This is a genomic window from Kribbella sp. NBC_01245, assembly GCF_036226525.1.
Taxonomy (GTDB): domain Bacteria; phylum Actinomycetota; class Actinomycetes; order Propionibacteriales; family Kribbellaceae; genus Kribbella.
In genome coordinates, this window is sequence record NZ_CP108487.1 from 1,501,546 (window position 1) to 1,518,070 (window position 16,525).

17 protein-coding genes are annotated in these 16,525 nt (G+C 67.6%); 10 read left to right on the forward strand and 7 right to left on the reverse strand.

What is annotated here, in order from left to right; genetic code table 11:
* Position 1 precedes the first annotated feature (1 nt).
* The 4 genes from OG394_RS06495 to OG394_RS06510 are packed head-to-tail and all read left to right on the forward strand — an operon-like array spanning position 2 to position 4,318.
* On the forward strand, positions 2 to 1,597 hold the full coding sequence (locus OG394_RS06495; protein WP_328994014.1) for an amidohydrolase: 1,596 nt from the start codon (positions 2 to 4) through the stop codon (positions 1,595 to 1,597).
* Positions 1,594 to 3,162, forward strand: coding sequence for a lysine 5,6-aminomutase subunit alpha (locus tag OG394_RS06500; protein ID WP_442914272.1), 1,569 nt, complete (start codon positions 1,594 to 1,596; stop codon positions 3,160 to 3,162). Before OG394_RS06495 ends, OG394_RS06500 begins: the two co-directional genes overlap by 4 nt.
* Positions 3,159 to 3,908, forward strand: coding sequence for an OAM dimerization domain-containing protein (locus OG394_RS06505; RefSeq protein ID WP_328994016.1), 750 nt, complete (start codon positions 3,159 to 3,161; stop codon positions 3,906 to 3,908). Before OG394_RS06500 ends, OG394_RS06505 begins: the two co-directional genes overlap by 4 nt.
* Positions 3,905 to 4,318 (forward strand): hotdog domain-containing protein, encoded by a 414-nt coding sequence (locus OG394_RS06510; protein ID WP_328994017.1) that lies wholly within the window; start codon positions 3,905 to 3,907, stop codon positions 4,316 to 4,318. Before OG394_RS06505 ends, OG394_RS06510 begins: the two co-directional genes overlap by 4 nt.
* A 1,887-nt stretch (positions 4,319 to 6,205) precedes the next feature.
* Here OG394_RS06510 and OG394_RS06515 read toward each other — a convergent pair.
* Positions 6,206 to 6,733: a YbhB/YbcL family Raf kinase inhibitor-like protein gene (locus tag OG394_RS06515; RefSeq protein ID WP_328994018.1), complete on the reverse strand. Its 528-nt coding sequence runs from the start codon at positions 6,731 to 6,733 to the stop codon at positions 6,206 to 6,208.
* Positions 6,734 to 6,899: 166 nt separating this feature from the next.
* Here OG394_RS06515 and cobT point away from each other — a divergent pair, with 166 nt between their 5' ends.
* Genes cobT through OG394_RS06530 form a run of 3 tightly spaced genes read left to right on the forward strand, consistent with a single transcriptional unit; the run spans position 6,900 to position 10,023 of the window.
* Positions 6,900 to 7,994 carry a nicotinate-nucleotide--dimethylbenzimidazole phosphoribosyltransferase gene (gene cobT, locus OG394_RS06520; RefSeq protein WP_328994019.1) on the forward strand — a complete coding sequence of 365 codons (1,095 nt, stop codon included), beginning with the start codon at positions 6,900 to 6,902 and terminating at the stop codon, positions 7,992 to 7,994.
* Entirely contained in the window at positions 7,991 to 9,223 is a 1,233-nt protein-coding gene (cobA, locus tag OG394_RS06525) for a uroporphyrinogen-III C-methyltransferase (RefSeq protein WP_328994020.1), read from the forward strand. The genes cobT and cobA overlap by 4 nt, the downstream gene beginning before the upstream one ends.
* Positions 9,220 to 10,023 carry a TrmH family RNA methyltransferase gene (locus tag OG394_RS06530; protein WP_328994021.1) on the forward strand — a complete coding sequence of 268 codons (804 nt, stop codon included), beginning with the start codon at positions 9,220 to 9,222 and terminating at the stop codon, positions 10,021 to 10,023. The genes cobA and OG394_RS06530 overlap by 4 nt, the downstream gene beginning before the upstream one ends.
* Here the strand turns inward: OG394_RS06530 and OG394_RS06535 are convergent.
* Complete coding sequence (locus tag OG394_RS06535) at positions 10,020 to 10,592, reverse strand: hypothetical protein (protein ID WP_328994022.1); 573 nt, start codon at positions 10,590 to 10,592, stop codon at positions 10,020 to 10,022. The genes OG394_RS06530 and OG394_RS06535 overlap by 4 nt on opposite strands.
* Positions 10,593 to 11,179: 587 nt before the next feature.
* Here OG394_RS06535 and OG394_RS06540 point away from each other — a divergent pair.
* A complete protein-coding gene (locus OG394_RS06540) occupies positions 11,180 to 11,509 on the forward strand; it encodes a MerR family transcriptional regulator (protein WP_328994024.1) in 330 nt (109 codons plus the stop codon).
* Positions 11,510 to 11,582: 73 nt separating this feature from the next.
* Positions 11,583 to 11,894, forward strand: coding sequence for a hypothetical protein (locus OG394_RS06545; RefSeq protein WP_328994025.1), 312 nt, complete (start codon positions 11,583 to 11,585; stop codon positions 11,892 to 11,894).
* On the opposite strand, the gene def is transcribed toward OG394_RS06545, so the two are convergent.
* From def to OG394_RS06570, 5 genes are all read right to left on the reverse strand, one after another.
* Positions 11,878 to 12,477 carry a peptide deformylase gene (def, locus tag OG394_RS06550; RefSeq protein ID WP_328994026.1) on the reverse strand — a complete coding sequence of 200 codons (600 nt, stop codon included), beginning with the start codon at positions 12,475 to 12,477 and terminating at the stop codon, positions 11,878 to 11,880. The two genes, OG394_RS06545 and def, sit on opposite strands and share 17 nt — an antisense overlap.
* A 60-nt stretch (positions 12,478 to 12,537) precedes the next feature.
* Positions 12,538 to 13,350 (reverse strand): LLM class F420-dependent oxidoreductase, encoded by an 813-nt coding sequence (locus OG394_RS06555; protein WP_328994027.1) that lies wholly within the window; start codon positions 13,348 to 13,350, stop codon positions 12,538 to 12,540.
* A gap of 66 nt (positions 13,351 to 13,416) precedes the next feature.
* On the reverse strand, positions 13,417 to 13,770 hold the full coding sequence (locus OG394_RS06560) for a hypothetical protein (protein WP_328994028.1): 354 nt from the start codon (positions 13,768 to 13,770) through the stop codon (positions 13,417 to 13,419).
* Between the two features lie 44 nt (positions 13,771 to 13,814).
* Positions 13,815 to 14,366, reverse strand: a complete 552-nt coding sequence (locus tag OG394_RS06565; protein WP_328994029.1) for a dihydrofolate reductase family protein — start codon at positions 14,364 to 14,366, stop codon at positions 13,815 to 13,817.
* 55 nt (positions 14,367 to 14,421) lie between these two features.
* Positions 14,422 to 14,976, reverse strand: coding sequence for a dihydrofolate reductase family protein (locus tag OG394_RS06570; RefSeq protein WP_328994030.1), 555 nt, complete (start codon positions 14,974 to 14,976; stop codon positions 14,422 to 14,424).
* A gap of 103 nt (positions 14,977 to 15,079) precedes the next feature.
* Here OG394_RS06570 and pdxR point away from each other — a divergent pair, with 103 nt between their 5' ends.
* Positions 15,080 to 16,507: a MocR-like pyridoxine biosynthesis transcription factor PdxR gene (gene pdxR / locus OG394_RS06575; RefSeq protein ID WP_328994031.1), complete on the forward strand. Its 1,428-nt coding sequence runs from the start codon at positions 15,080 to 15,082 to the stop codon at positions 16,505 to 16,507.
* Positions 16,508 to 16,525: the final 18 nt, after the last annotated feature.

Sequence of the window (16,525 nt, forward strand, 5' to 3'; positions counted from 1 at the left end):
TGTGCGCACACTCCTGACCAATGGTTCCGTCTATTCGCCCGCCGACCCCCACGCGACCGCCATCGCCTTCGACGACGGGGTGGTGACGTGGATCGGTGACGACACCGGCGCCGCGTCGTACGCCAACGGCGCCGATGAGGTCATCGACCTGCAAGGCCGCCTGGTCACGCCCGCCTTCGTGGACTCCCACGTGCATTCAGGGATGACCGGCTTCAAGCTGCTAGGCATCGACCTCGGAGCTCCGGCGACGCTGGCCGATGCCCTGGACGCCGTGCGGGATCACGCGGCGAAGCACGACGGCCTCGTGCTCGGGTTCGGCTGGGACGAGACGCGCTGGCCCGAGCATCGCGTGCCGACCGGCGCCGAGCTCGAGAACGCCGCGCCCGGTCGCCTGATCTACCTGTCCCGGGTCGACGGCCACTCCGCGGTCATCTCGCCCGCGCTCGCCGCCAAGGTGCCGGACCTCGCGGCACAGCCCGGCTGGACCGAGGACGGCCGCGCCGAGCGCACCGCCCACCACGTCGTACGGGATGCCATCGCCAAGATGATCCCGGACCACCAGCGCCGTGCCGCGTTGCAGGCCTCGCTGGAGGCGGCCGCACGGCTCGGCATCGGGTCGATCCACGAGCTCGGTGCCCCGCACATCTGTCCGGCCGACGACATGCTCGTGATCAAGGAGCTCGCGGCCTCGATGGGTCTGCACGTCGTCACGTATTGGGGTGAGCTCGGCGCCTTCGCAAAGGCTCGCGAACTCGGTGTCGCCGGCCTCGCGGGCGACCTGGTCGCCGATGGCGCGGTCGGTTCGCGGACGGCTGCCATGAGCACGCCGTACGCCGACGCCGGTCATACCTGCGGGCACGCCTACCTGACGGCTGACGAGGTCGCCGAGCACGTCATCGGCTGTACGACGAACGGGCTGCAGGCGGGTTTCCACTGCATCGGTGATGCCGGGGTCGGCGCCGTCGTCGAGGGTTTCGCGAAGGCCTCGGACAAACTCGGCGCGGTCGAACTCGTCGCGGCGCGCCATCGCCTCGAGCACGTCGAGATGATCGACGCGGCCGGGATCGACATTCTGAGCAAGAACGGCGTCGTGGCGAGCGTGCAGCCGATGTTCGACGCGCTCTGGGGCGGCGCCGAGGGCATGTACGCCGAACGGCTGGGCGATCGCTGGCAAGGGATGAACCCGTACGCCTCGATGGCCCGTGCGGGTGTCGCCCTGGCCTTCGGCTCGGACAGCCCGGTCACCGCGCTCGACCCGTGGGGAGGCGTTCGCGCCGCCGCGTGGCACCAGACGCCGTCGGAGCGCATCACCGTGCGCGCGGCCTTCGCGGCCCACACTCGCGGCGGCTGGCGAGCGGCCGGGATCGATGACGCGGGAGTGCTCGCGCCCGGGACGGCAGCGACGTACGCCGTCTGGGATCTGAGCACCGATTTGGTCGTGCAGACGCCGGACGAGCGGGTGGCCGCCTGGTCGACCGACGTCCGTGCGGGAGTGCCCGTGCTGCCGGATTTGCAGCCTGATTCCGACCTGCCGACGTGTCTGCGGACCGTCGTCGGTGGGCGGGTTGTCTACGAGAGCGAAGGATGGCGCACGTGAGCCGTGCCGTGAAAAAGCTGGACCTGGATCCGGTCACCGTCCGGAAGGCCCGGTCGCTGGCGCGCAAGGCCGGCCGGCCGATCGTGAACCTGGCCAAGCAGCACACCACCGTGTCGGTGGAGCGTGCCGTGCTGCGCCTGGCCGGGCTGACCGGTGCCGACAGCGACGGCATCCCCTGGGTGAACCGGCTCGCGGACACCGTCCGGGCCGACGTCGGGCTGGAGCACGGGCTCGCGCTGCCGGTGTGGGACGCGTTGGTGCGTGGTGAGGCCGAGGACTTGTCCGTGCTGGCGCAGAAGGCCGCATCGGGTTCGGTCACGTTCCGCCTGCCGGAGGGGCGCGACGCCGTACGGGCCCGGTCTGCCGCGCGGAAGGCCGCGTCGGTCGGGATGAAGCAGATCGACGGACGGCGTCGCGAGCGCGATCGCCTGATCAAGCGGCACGGCGATCCGAAGCAGCGGCCGTGGATCTACCTGATCGTGGCGACCGGGGACATCTACGAGGACATCCCGCAGGCCCAGGCAGCGGCGCGCGCGGGTGCGGACATCATCGCGGTGATCCGGTCGACCGGGCAGTCGCTGCTCGACTACGTGCCCGAGGGCGCGACGCGGGAGGGCTTCGCCGGGACGTACGCCACGCAGGAGAACTTCCGGCTGATGCGGGCCGCGCTGGATGAATCGTCGCGGGAGCTCGGGCGGTACATCCGGCTGACGAACTACGCGTCGGGTCTGTGCATGCCGGAGATCGCGACGCTGGCCGGGCTGCAGCGGCTCGACATGATGCTGAACGACTCGATGTACGGCATTCTCTTCCGCGATATCAACCCGATCCGGACGTTTGTGGACCAGCGGTTCAGCCGCCAGATCCACGCCCGTGCCGGGATCATCATCAACACCGGCGAGGACAACTACCTCACCACGGCGGACGCGGTCGACGCCGCGCACACGGTGACGGTCTCGCAGCTGCTGAACGAGTACTTCGCGAAGGAGGCCGGGCTCGAGGATTGGCAGCTCGGTCTGGGGCACGCGTTCGAGATCACGCCGGAAATTCCGGATTCGTTCCGTCTCGAATTGGCGCACGCAATGCTGGCCCGGCAGTTGTTCCCGGACGCGCCGTTGAAGTGGATGCCGCCGACGCGGCATATGACGGGTGACGTTTTCCGTGGGTATTTGCTGGACGGCTTCTTCAATCTCGTCGGCGCGCTGACCGGCCAGGGGATTCTGCTCGTCGGCATGATGACCGAGGCCGTGGTGACGCCGTGGATCTCCGACCGGGATCTCGCGCTGCAGAACGTGCGGTACGTGATGGGGGCCGCGGGCAACCTTCACGAGGACTTCCACCCGGCGCCGGACGGCTTCATCGCTCAGCGCGCCCGCCAGGTTCTCGGTGAGTCGGTCGAGCTGCTCGAACGCATCGTGGACGACGGTCTGCTGAACGCGATCGGTGACGGCACCTTCGGCCTGATGAAGCGCCCTGCTGATGCGGGCCGCGGTCTCGAAGGTGTGGCGCGTCGTTCCTCGGAGTACTACAACCCGGCGATCGAGTTGCTGGAGGCAACTTCATGAGCATCATCAGGCCCTACGGGGACACCACTGGTGACGGCATGGTGCAGATGTCGTTCACGCTGCCCATCGCGCATGACAAGCGGGCCGAGGGTGCCGCCGTACAGCTCGCCAACAAGATGGGCATGGATCCGGCGCTGGTCGTGCACGCCAAGCCGATGGGGCCGGACTTCACCTTCTTCGTGGTCTACGGGCCGGTGAACCACCTGGTCGATACTTCGAAGGTCGAGGTGATGGAGCGGGACTACCCGCTGCTGTCGCCGAAGGACGCGAACCTTGCCATCCGCAAGGGTCTGCGTCGGCGGCTGACCGTGGTGGGCGCCTGCATCGGTACGGACGCGCACACCGTCGGGATCGACGCGATCATGAACATCAAGGGCTTCGCGGGAGAGAAGGGCCTGGAGTACTACCGCGAGATCAAGGTGGTGAACCTCGGCGCCCAGGTCGCCGTACCCGAGCTGGTACGACGTGCCAAGGCCGAGAAGGCGGACGCCATCCTGGTCTCCCAGGTGGTGACCCAGCGGGAGGCGCACGTGCTCAACACCAAGGAGATGTCGGCCGCCTTCCGCGAGGCGTATGCCGAGCACGCGCGACCGGTATTGGTTGCCGGAGGCCCCCGTTTCACCGAGCAGATGGCGCCGGAGCTGGGCGTGGACCGGGTGTTCGGCCGTGGTACGACGCCCGGTGAAGTGGCGAGCTATCTCGTCGATGCCCTTGTCACCCGTCGTTCCTTGAGGAGTGCTTCATGACCAACGCCTCGGTCGGTCTGACCGTCACGCATCGCCGGTACATCCCGTACAGCCACGCGCATTACGCCGGCAACCTGGTGGACGGTGCGTACGTGCTCGGTCTCTTCGGCGACGTCGCCACCGAGGTCTGCATTGTTGCCGACGGCGACGAAGGCCTGTTCGCGTCGTACTCGGATGTTCAGTTCTTGCAGCCCTTGCGGGCCGGCGACATTGTGGAGGTGAAGGCAACCATCTCCCGGGTCGGCAATCGCAGTAGGGAGATCACCTTCGAGGCATCGGTGGTGTGCCGCGGCCGGGCCGATCTGTCGGAGTCCGCGGCGGAGGTCCTGGCCGAGCCGTTGCTGATCACCAAGGCCGTCGGAACGGTCGTCGTTCCTGTTTCAGATTCTGTTGCAGATAAGACACAGTAAGCGCGCGATCTTCGCGGGGTGATCACGATCCGCGTCTTCATGACTCTGTAACGTGACGGGCCTTTCTTTGGCTCGTTGGGGGAGCGTGACGCTATACAGAGCGTGGCCGGTTTCGGCAAATGTGTAACAACGATCTGTCTGACCATCGCAGAGGTTGACACCAGCCTTTTGGGCGAGCAATGTTTTGCGAGTCGTCAGAACGAAATCTCCAACGGTTCAACAGAAGTTCGGCCACCGGATGATCCCGCGACGCTGACCAGGCCAGTGCCAGGCCTGAGTCGACGGGGGCTGAGATCCCTGGTGGTTAGCCCCCCGCGGGGCAGAGGTAAAAGAGGCTCGGCGCCCAGTAGACAACGGCCGAGCGGACCGCACCCAGCGGCCCGCCGTCCGGTCCGAAGGGTACGCCGAGCCTCTTTCCTTTTTCCCCCACCCGCGTCCCTTCCGCCGCACGCACTTCCGCGCCGCCGCGACCCTTTCCGCCCGCCGCCGCGGACTTCCTCGCGGGCCGCCGCGCACCGTCCGCCGGCTGGCCGCCGCCAACCCGCGCGGGCCCCATCCACCTCGCGACGTCCACCTCCTCCACCTGCGTTGATTCGTCTGCATCCGCTCGCCCCTACCCGCGGCGGGTCAGATGTACGGCAACGTGGGCGGGCGGATTCGGACGCATCAACGCTAAAGGCCCACCCGGTACCAGCCTTTGTGCGGGTGGTGTTGGTTGCACCCGTCCCCCTGAGTCTTCCGAATTGTCAGGCCGGTCCGGGCCGCGTCAAGGGTCCAGATCGGCTAGCGCCGACGCTGACGCGCCCTTGACCCGACCCGAACCGGCCAAAGGCAGCGGGCTATCAGGGGGACTGGTGAGGTCTGCCCGGGTTCCAGGTCATCCCGTTCACTGAGGTCTCCGCGTGCATAGGTCCTCGGGTGCCGCATAGGTCGTCGCTTGCGAGGAGGGAGCCATTGCGGGCGTGGGTTCCCACCTCGGATTGCGAGGTGGTAACCCACCTCCGGCATGGCCAGCCACTGCCCGGGCGGCCCGCTTGGCCTGAATTCGTGCGCTTCCTGAGCGGACTGGACGTTTTCCGGGCCGAAAAACGTCCAGTCTGCTCGGGAAGCTGCGCGCGCGGCCGTCGAGGTGGGTCGAGTCGTCGGGATTTGGGGCTGGTGGTCGTCGTTGTGAGTCGACTGGACGTTTCTCGGCCCGAAAACGTCCGGTTCGCTCACAAAGCTGGGCGCGCGGACCGCCACGCAGCCACAACCTGCGAGTGAAGCGCTTCAACCCGGCGGAAACCCGACTTGTGGCTGCGTGCCGGTACGCACGGGACCTAGGAAGGCCGAATCGCCCCTAAGTGTGACCACCGCGTGGACTTGGGCGCCGGCATACCCGACGGGTCAGACGCGACCACTCGCGGCAAAGCTTCGCGCGCGCCAGCACGCGCGCCAACTCGGCGCGGCAGCGTTCACATCACCCGGTAGCGTGCAGACCACCCGGCGGCTCGGACGCCAGGTGGGCCTGCGGCACGCACAGCACTCGGTGCCGCAGTGTGCACAGCACCCGGCAGTACGCACGGCACCCGGCGCGTCAGCGTGCGGCGCAACCACACCACCCGGCAGTGCTCACAGCACTTGGTGCGGCAGCATGCGACAACCCGGCGCGGTAGCGTGCGGCACAGCCACACCCGGTCAGACTTCACCCGTCCCCCTGATAGCCCGCTGCCTTTGGCCGGTTCGGGGTGGGTCAAGGGCGCGTTAGCGTCACCGTTAGGTGATGGAGCCCTTGACGCGGCCCGGACCGGCCTGACAATTGCGACCACTCAGGGGGACGGGTGCCAACGAATGTCCCGGGCGCGGCAGGCGGTCCGGCAAACTCAAGGCCCGCAGAGGGTGGAGGACCTACGACTGTTGGTAGGTGGGGGTGAGGATGGCGCGGGCGAGGGTGTGGAAGGCCAGGTTGAAGCTGACGACGGCGGGGGTGGCGTCGGCGTCTACGTCTAGGGCTTCGGTGTCGATGGCGTGGACTACGAAGTAGTAGCGGTGTACCTGGTCGCCGGCGGGTGGGGCTGCACCGGCGTACGCGAGTTGGCCCATGTCGTTGCGGACGTGGAAGGCGCCGTTGTCGAGGCGCGGGGTTGAACCAGCGCCGCTAGGCAAGGACGTGACCGAGGCCGGCAGGTTGACCAGGACCCAGTGCCAGAAGCCCGACGGCGTGGGGGCGTCCGGGTCGAAGCAGGTCACCACGAAGCCCTTGGTCTCGGCGGGGAAGCCTTCCCAGGTCAGCTGCGGCGAGGTGTTGCCGGCCGCGAAGACCTGGTCTTCGGGCATCGGCTTGCCGTCCGTGACGTCTTCGCTGGTCACGGTGAAGGTGCCGGCCGCGGGGAGCAGCTCGTAGGGGTCCGGGGCGACTGGTCGGTCGAGCGACATCGATCTCCTCCAGGGTGATCGCCAAATGGCGTGAGCGCAAAAGTGTGTTGAAGCCGACATTACTGTCCGTCCCGGGCGGCAGCGGTCGGGGGTTTCGGCCGCGGGTGCGAAGATGCGGGTGGACAGTCGATGGGTTCACCGTGGTGTGCCCTGTGAAGGGAGTGCGGTGGAGAAGTATCTGGCCCGGATCGTGCCGGCCGACGAGGTGGCGATGCGCGCGGCGACGGAGCGTCAGCTGGCGCTCACGAAACCGACCGGCTCACTCGGGGTGCTGGAGGAGCTGTCGATTCGCGTGGCCGGGATGACCGGCACCTGCCCGCCCGCCGTACCGAATGCCGCGGTGGTTTCGGTGTTCGCCGCGGATCACGGGGTGCACGCGCAGGGGGTTTCGCCCTGGCCGCAGGAGGTCACGGCCGCCATGCTGGCCAACTTCGCCGCTGGTGGTGCCGCGGTCAACGCCTTCGCGGCCAACAACCGGGTCGACGTACGGGTCGTGGACGTGGGGGTCGCGGCGGACGTCAGCGGGCTCGACATCGTGCACGCCAAGGTCCGGGCCGGCACGCGCGACATGTCGCAGGAGCCGGCGTTGACCGGGCAGGAGGTGATGACCGCGATCCAGGTCGGCTTCGACCTCGCGGACCAGCTCGTGCGTGACGGCTACACCTGTCTGCTCACCGGCGATATGGGTATCGCGAACACGACGGCGAGTGCCGCGTTGATAGCCACCTTCACCGGCACGACCGCCGATGACGTGACCGGTCGGGGGACCGGGATCGACGATCAGACGCTCGCGCACAAGACCGAGGTGGTTCGGGCGGCGTTGATGCTGCACGACGTACCGGCGTCGGACCCGATCGGCGTGCTGGCGGCGTACGGCGGACTGGAGCACGCCGCTCTCGCCGGGTACATCCTCGGTGGTGCGGCGAACCGCGTGCCGGTCATCCTCGACGGCGTCATCGCGGGTGCCGCCGCATTGGCCGCGCAGGCGATCCACCCGTCGGCGATCGACTACTGCGTCGCGGGCCACCGTTCGGCGGAGGCGGGTCATGCCGTCGCGTTGAAGGCCCTCGCGCTGCAGCCGTTGGTGGACCTCGACCTTCGGCTCGGCGAAGGCACCGGCGCTGTGCTGGCGTACCCGATTCTGACCTGCGCGGTGCGTGCATTGGCCGAGATGGCGACCTTCGAGTCAGCCGGCATCGATGACGCCGCGGCCGACTCGGCTGAAGCTGAAGAAGGAACCGCGGAAGGAGTGCAGGCATGAGTGAGCATGCGCCGTACCTGTCCGGTCTGGTCCTGACCGATCGCCGCGTCGTGGTCGTCGGCGGCGGCGGGGTCGCCCAGCGGCGGCTGCCGCGCTTGCTCGAGACCGGCGCGAAGATCGACCTGATCTCGCCCGCGATCACCCCGACCATCGAAGGTCTGCTCGGCAATCCCGCACTCAACTGGATCCAGCGCGGCTACGTCGCCGGCGATCTCGAGGGCGCGTGGTACGTCGTCGTGGCGACAGATGTTGCCGAGGTCAACGATCAGGTCTCGGCCGAGGCGGAAGAGCGCCGCATCTTCTGCGTACGCTCCGACGACCGCTCCCGCGCGACCGCCTGGACGCCGGCCTCGGGCCAGCATGACCACGTCACCATCGGCGTACTCGGCGGAGGCGACCACCGCCGCTCGGCCGCCGTCCGGGACGCCATCCTGGAAGAGCTTCGTACGGGCGCACTGGGCGCGCGCGATTCCGTCGACAAGACCGCCGGCGTCTACCTCGTAGGCGGCGGCCCGGGCGATCCCGACCTCATCACCGTGCGCGGGCGGCGGTTGCTCGCCGAGGCCGACGTCGTCGTGGCGGACCGGCTCGCGCCGCAGCAGCTGCTGGAGGAGCTCCACCCGGACGTCGAGCTGATCGATGCGGCCAAGCTGCCGCGTGGACGGGCCGCCCAGCAGGAGGAGATCAACCGGATCCTGGTCGATCGCGCGCAGCAGGGCAAACTCGTGGTGCGGCTCAAAGGCGGCGATTCGTACGTCTTCGGCCGCGGTTTCGAGGAGGCCATCGCGTGCGCGGACGCGGGCGTGCCGTGGACGGTCGTGCCGGGTATCACCAGCTCGATCTCGGTCCCGGCCGCCGCTGGTATCCCGGTCACGCATCGCGGTGTGGCGCACGAGTTCACCGTGGTGTCCGGTCATATCCCGCCCGGTCATGCCGATTCGCTGGTCAACTGGGAGGCGCTGGCCCGGTTGCGCGGCACGCTCGTACTCCTCATGGCCGTAGAGAATCTGCCGGAGATCGCGAAGACGCTGATCGGGTTCGGCCGCGACGCGAGTACGCCGGCGGCCGCGATCGCCGATGGCACGTTGCCCGGGCAGCACTCGGTCACGTCCGACCTCGCAGGGATCGCTCAAGCGATGTCGGCCGCGGGAGTGGGCGCACCGGCGATTGTTGTCGTCGGCAACGTTGTCGCCGTGGCGGAGGAGATCAGCGGGGTGCGCAGCGAGTGAGCAGGCTGATCTCGATCACCGATGCGGCGGATGAGCGCCTGGGTGATTACGTGAAGCTGCGCGAGGTGAGCCTGCGCAAGTTGCTCGAGGCGGAGCACGGGTTGTTCATCGCCGAGGGGGACAAGGTGATCCGGCGGGCGGCCGACGGTGGCTACGAGCCGCGGTCGTTCCTGCTGGCCGAGCGCTGGTTGCCGTCGCTGGAGGACGTGCTGGCGCGTTGGCCGGATGTGCCGGTGTACGTCGTATCGCCCGAGCTGGCCGAAGAGGTGACCGGGTTCCACGTCCACCGCGGCGCCCTCGCGTCGTACCACCGCCGCCCAGGGCCGGACCTCGACGTATTGCTGGAGAGCGCCCGCCGGATCGTCGTACTCGACGACATCGTCGACCACCAGAACGTCGGCGCCATCTTCCGGAACGCCGCCGGCCTCGGGGTCGACGCGGTGCTGGTCACGCCGGGGTGTGCCGATCCGCTGTACCGGCGTTCGGTGAAGGTCTCGATGGGCACGGTCTTCCAGGTGCCGTGGACGCGCTTGACCGCTTGGCCGGGCGACCTCCAGCGCATCCGGGACCACGGGTTCGTGACCGCCGCCCTCGCGCTGGACGACGACTCGATCACGCTCGACGAGCTGGCCGAGCGCCGACTGCCGAAGTTGGCGCTGCTGTTCGGTACGGAAGGCCACGGGCTCAAGTCGCACGTGCTCGAGGCGACCGACCTGACCGTACGGATCCCCATGTCGGGCGACGTGGACAGCCTCAACGTCGGAGCCGCGGCCGCCGTCACTTTCTACGCCACCCGCTAAAGGTCGAGACGGTCCGCGTCGTTTTGGAGTCGCGCGAGCATAGTGAGGTTGGCGCCGGGCGGGAGCTCACCCTCGCCCAGCCCCGGCAGGCCGTGGACCTCGAGGAATCGCAGCATGTTCGATTCCACGTTGTCGCCGAGCCGGGCGAGACGCTCAGCGAGTTGTACGTCGCGAGCAGGGCCGTGTTCGGGATAGTCGACCTCGTCCAGGCTCGCCAGCAGATCGACGTACGTCGGTGAGTCGCCAAGCGCACCTCGGCCCGCCCGGAGATTGCGGATCAGGGCCAGTCCGAACGCGGTGGGCAGCACGACCCGGCCCCACTGCAGGCGATCCACGTTCACCCCACCGGTGTGGTCGGCCAGCCGGCGGCCGAGATCGCGCATTCGCTCGACGGTCGGCCCGTTCGACCAGGTGATCTGCCAGTCCTTGGCGAACCGATGCGGCGTGGTGCCCGCACGCCAGCGAACCCCGACGTCGATACCGGTGAGAACGCCAAGCCGGTAGGCGAATCGGGTCACCTGGCGGCCGTCTCGACTGAGACGACCGGGACGTGCGGGGAGCAGGGTCATCGGAACAGACCTTCGCGACCTGTCGCGTGCGACTGGTGGATCGGTTGGACCCGTCGACGCGAGTTGCGCGGACGCTAACCCAGCGCCGACCCGAAATCCACGCCCGGTCTCGACAACGTAGGACAACGCCTGCCAATTGCAATGTCGGCGCAGTCGGCTCGTGATGTTAACGAACCACATCCGCGGTCGGAGCGGAAATAGTACTGGCGGCGACTGTCGAGTATCTGTCTCGCCGATTAACGAAAATCTGACGTGATGATCCTAGATTTTCGCCAGGCAGCGAGGTAGCGTTTTTGGTAGTTGCCAGAGTTGAACAAGACGAAGAGGCGTTGACAGCAACGGCTGTCCGAGACGTACCAGTGGTTGTTGTAGTGGGACCGGCCCGCCGGAGCCTCGCAGTCAGAGACTCCGGCGGGTGCCGGAATCCAGTGAGCCGACCGCACGGAAAGAGGTGAGGATTCCATCCACGAGATGCCGGCCGACCGGCCGGTAGATGTCAATCCAACCCGTGGGCCCCGGCGCGATGGCGTCGGGGCCCCTCGACATGGAGGTGCGTTTGACCGTAATCCCGGCAGATGGAGGTACCGATGACCCAAGACTCAGTGGCCGACGTGCCGCACTTCGATGACGACGACTACCCCGCTTACACGATGGGCCGGGCCGCCGAGATGCTCGGCACCACGCCCGGTTTTCTGCGCAGTCTGGACGAGGCGAAGCTGATCGAGCCGCAGCGTTCCGATGGCGGGCACCGGCGCTATTCTCGGCACCAACTGCGTTTGGCCGCCCGCGCCCGTGAACTGGTGGATCAGGGCACCGCGCTGGAGGCGGCGTGCCGGATCATCGCCCTCGAAGACCAGTTGGCCGAGGCGCTGCGCGTCAACACCGAGCTCCGCGAGCGCCACGAGCCGACCGGCTGAGAGGTCATATATCGGGTGACCGATGGCGCGCCATTCGGCAAACTACGCGAGGCGACTCGAGGAGGACCGACGAATGGCGCGCGTGGTGATGGTGACCGGACTTCAGGCCGCCGGCAAGAGCACGGTGGCGCCGCTGCTCGCGAGCCGCCTCGGCCCACCGGCGGCGGCGTTCGACGGCGACGTCTTCTACCGGATGGTCGCCGCCGGCAAGGCCGACATGACCCCGAATCCCACGCCCGAGGCGGTCCGCCAACTCGAACTGCGGTACGACCGGGATGACCGCGGCGGAAACGGCCGAGGCGATCCTTGCGGACGGCCTCGGCTCGTCGACGTACTGAACGCGCCGAATTGGGCGGTTTTACGCGGTTTTACTCGGCGTCGGTGAGTTCGTTGTCAGGGTCGTAGATCGGGCTGACGGGCCAGTCGGCCGGGTAGTGGGGGGACAGCTCCTCGGCTTCCGCGTACAGGCGCTTGCGGTATTTGCGCGAGATGCGATCGCCGAAGACCGTGCCCTGAGTGTGGTCGGTCTCGTGCTGGAGGCAACGCGCCAGCAGTCCGAAACCCTCGAAGGTGACGGGCTCGCCGTTCTCGTCGACACCGGTGACGCGGGCCCAGTCCGGCCGGGCGCACTTGGTGAACGCGCCGGGCAGCGACAGGCAGCCCTCGTCGCCCTCGTCGAGTTTGCGGTCCTTGCCCTCGACGACCTCGACCGTCGGATTGCAGACGACACCCTGGTGCCGGACGCCGTCCTTGTCCGGGCAGTCGAACACGAACAACTGCAGGTCCACGCCGACCTGGTTGGCCGCGAGACCGACACCCTCGGCGGCGTTCATCGTGGCGACCATGTCGGCGACGAGCTTCTTCAGCTGGTCGTCGAACTCCGTGACCGGCCGGCAGAGCTGATGCATGACGGGCTCACCCCAGCGGGTGATGGGCAGAACCGTACCGTCGGTAGGAAGCGTGGGCATGAGCAGAATCCTAGCGTTGCGCCGGGGAACCTCGCGCCGAGGTTCCCCGGCACCAGTGAGCTACGCCTGGTTCTGCTCGTCGCGCCAGCTGATCCACTCGCGCAACAGACCGAGGTCGTGCGACGGGCCGCTCGAGCTGACCGTGAACAGCCGGGTGCCGACATCGAGCAGACCCTTGCCGACCTTCTCCGGCGACTCGCTCACGGCGACCGACCGCTCGATCTCGCCCGGGTCGCGGCCGACGTCGGCGCAATGCCGGTCGAGGACGGCGTGCTTGTGCGCGACCGTCTCGGCGTTACCGAAGCCGTGCCAGATCGTGGCGTGCTTCGCGACGAGCTTCAGCGTCTTCCGCTCGCCACCGCCGCCGATCAGCACGGGGATGTCGCGCGTCGGCTTCGGGTTGAGCTTGCTCCAGCGCTGCTCGATCCGCGGCAGCGCCTCGGCCAGGTTGTCCAGGCGGCCGCCGGCGGTGCCGAAGTCGTAGCCGTACTCCTGATAGTCCTTCTCGAACCAGCCCGAGCCGATGCCGAGGATCAGCCGGCCGTCGCTGATGTGGTCGACGGTCCGGGCCATATCGGCCAGCAGCTCGGGATTGCGGTACGAGTTACAGCTGACGAGAGCGCCGATCTCGACCCGCGAGGTCGCCTCGGCCCACGCGCCGAGCATGGTCCAGCACTCGAAATGCTTGCCCTCGGGCTCACCGTTCAACGGGAAGAAGTGGTCCCAGTTGAAGACGATGTCGACGCCGGCCTCCTCGGCGTCGGCGACGGTCTGCCGGATCTGGCCGTAGTCGGCATGCTGCGGCTGGACCTGGTACCCGATCCGCACCGGGAAGGCGTCGTACGGACGGCTGGGGGATTCGGTTGATGTCATGTCATCGAGCCTATCGCCGCGATCCAGGCCGTTTCACGGGCCTTTCGGCGTCACAGCCTTTTCGGGTTATGGCCAGCCACCGCCGGTCGGTTTGGGTTTCGCGACGATGCGCTTGCAGGCGGCCATCGACTGATCGTGCACCCAGGTTGGGCTGAGCTGGTTCTTGGCCTTCAGCGCCTTGGCCTGCTTGACGATGGTCCGGAGTTCCAGGTACTTGTCCATGCTCAGACCCATGTGCTGGTAGTCGTACCCCTTGTCAGGCTTGCCGCTCAGCATCTCCGCGGCCCAATAGTCGAGCTGCTCGGCACAACTCGCGACGGGGTCTTTACTCGGCGTCGGGCTGGGCGTTGAAGCAGGCTCCCCACCACAACCCACCAACAGGCCGACGAAGGCCAACGCGAGAGCGGCGCGTTTGAGCATGCGCCCAAGTAAACCAGGGCTCCTGGTGCACCGACGGCCAAAATTCAGCGAACGCGATAACGGATATGAGTAGCGGCAGGCGTATTGATCACCTCAACGATTTCCAGTTCGATCTCCGCCGGCAACACATCGAACAAGCGGCGGCCTCGGCCCAACAACACTGGAATCAGATGAATCTGCACTTCGTCGAGCACCCCGGCCGCCAGCGCCTCCCGCACGGTATAAGCGCCACCACGTAGCTGCACATTCTTGTCTCCGGCAGCGGCTTTTGCCTGCGCCATCGCGCTTTCGATCCCGTCTTGCACATAGGTCACCAGCGGATAGCCCCAGCGGGCAGCCGGTGCGGGCGGCCGGTGACTGGGAACAAAGATCGGGTTGCCGTTGTGGTCGCCACCCCAGTGATCCATCAGCTCAGCAGTCCGCCGGCCCGATAGAACCGCACCCGCGGCGTCCCATTCTTCTTGGAACTGCCCCGCCGTTCCGGGGTCATCGGCCCACTTGTGTAACCGCTCACCGTCGACGCCACCGAGGTAGTCGTCGGAATCAGCGACATACCCATCGAGTGACATCGACATATCCAGCACTGATACAGCCATGATTGATTCCTTCTTGGTCGGTTCCGGGCCAGCGGTTCATGGTGCAGGCCTCGGCTTAGTTCTCGGCGCGGATGCGGTAGTCCAGGATCACGATTCCTGAGCTCAGTGCGGTGGTGTTGACGAGGTTGAACCGGGTCACGCCGGTGTCGCGGTACAGGAGGTCTTGGGTGCCGCCGTGGCCGACGAAGAAGGGGTGGACCCAGAGGCGGAGGCGGTCCAGGAGGCCCGCGGCGATGAGCGTGCGGGTGACCGGGCCGAATCCGTATTGGACGATGTCGTCGCCTGGTTCCTCCTTCAGCTGTTCGACCGCGGCTACGAGGTCGCCCTGGATGACGTGCGCGTTGTTCCAGGCGGGATCGGTGAGGGTCGTGGAGGCGACGTACTTGGGCATCGAGTTCATCTTGTCGGCGGTGTCGCCGGACAGGATCGGCCAGACCCCGGCGAAGCTCTCATAGGTGTGGCGGCCCATGAGGACGGCCGAACAGGATTGGATCAGCTCCGCTTGAACCTTGTTTCCCTCGTCGGAGAAGCCACCCAGGCCGGGCCACGTCTCGGGGTGTTCGACGATGCCGTCCAGGCTGATGTAGGTGGAGTTGACGATCTCGCGCATCTTGGTCCTTCCATCGGGTGGATGGCCTCCAGCCTGTGGTCGAATCTGCTCTGGCTGAAGGTCCAATCCGACGAGCCGGCAGTGGACCACTTATGGAGGCGTCATGGCCGTGCAGTGGAAAGGTGACGGGCCCGGCCTGCTGGTGCAGCTGGACCGGGACGTACCCCGGCAGCTCGGACACCAGTTGCAGGAGCAGTTGCGCTCGGCGATCCGTGCAGGGGCAATCCGCGCCGGCGAGCGACTGCCCTCGTCGCGGAGCCTCGCCGATCAGCTGGGGATCTCGCGTGGACTCGTGGTCGACAGCTACGCGCAGTTGTACGCAGAGGGCTACCTCGTCACTGAGGTGGGTTCCGGTACGCGCGTGGCCGAGCGGGCAGGGACAACATCCCCTGCCGAGACGCCATTGCCGAGGGTGGATCCAGCCAGGACGAAGAGCGAGGTCGACTTTGAGTACGGCGTACCGGATCTGGCCTCGGCGCCGATACGGGACTGGCTCTGGGCGCTCGGCGACGCGGCCCGGCTCGCTCCCGCTGCCTTGATGGGTGACGAGCCTGATGGGGGTGACCAGCGGCTGCGAGAAGTGCTGGCGGCGTACCATCGCCGGGTCCGAGCAGGAGCTGCGTTCGCGGAGCACACCGTGGTGACGGCCGGTTTCCGGCATGCACTCACGCTCGTCTTCGCAACGCTGGCAAGCAATGGTGTGAAACGCGTCGGGCTGGAGAGCCCCGGCCCACGAGCGCACGATCGGATCGCCGAGCGGTTCGGCCTGCAGGCGGTGCCGGTGCCTGTAGACGAAGACGGCGTCGACGTAGGCCGGCTGGCGGCCAGCGGAGCACGCGCCGTCGTGGTCACTCCTGCGCATCAGTGCCCTACTGGCGTGGCACTCAGCCCGGAGCGCCGGCACAAGCTGCTGGCCTGGGCGGAGGCGGTCGACGGCTTCGTGATCGAAGACGACTACGACTCGGAGTTCCGCTACGACCGCCAGCCGGTCGGCTCCCTGCAGGGTCTGTCGCCCGAGCGGGTGATCGCGCTGGGGTCGGTGAGCAAGACGCTCGCGCCGGGAATCCGGATCGGCTGGATGTTCGCGCCGCCGGGCCTTGTCGACCCGCTCGTCGAGACGAAGGCTCTGACCAGTCGCGGAGCTCCCGCCCTCGACCAGCTCGCGCTGGCCCGCCTGATGGAGTCCGGTCGATACGACGGGCACCTCCGCCGAATGCGGACGACCTACCAGCGTCGACGCAGCACACTCATCACAGCGGTGGACGAGTTCCTGCCGACCCTTCGGCTGGACGGGCTCGCGGCAGGCTGCCACGCCGTACTCCGCCTGCCGGACGGTGTACGGGAAGCAGACGTCGTGACCGGGGCCAGGCAGCGATCGGTGGAAGTTCGCGGCCTAAGCGAGTACTGCTTCGGAGCCGGCGAGCTCGCCGCACATCCGGCGCCGGGCCTCGTCCTCGGCTTCGGCAACGTCAACGAGTCACGCATCCGGCGTGGAGTAGGCGTCCTGGCCGAGGTGATCGGAGCAGGTTAGGCGTTCTGCCGGCAAAGA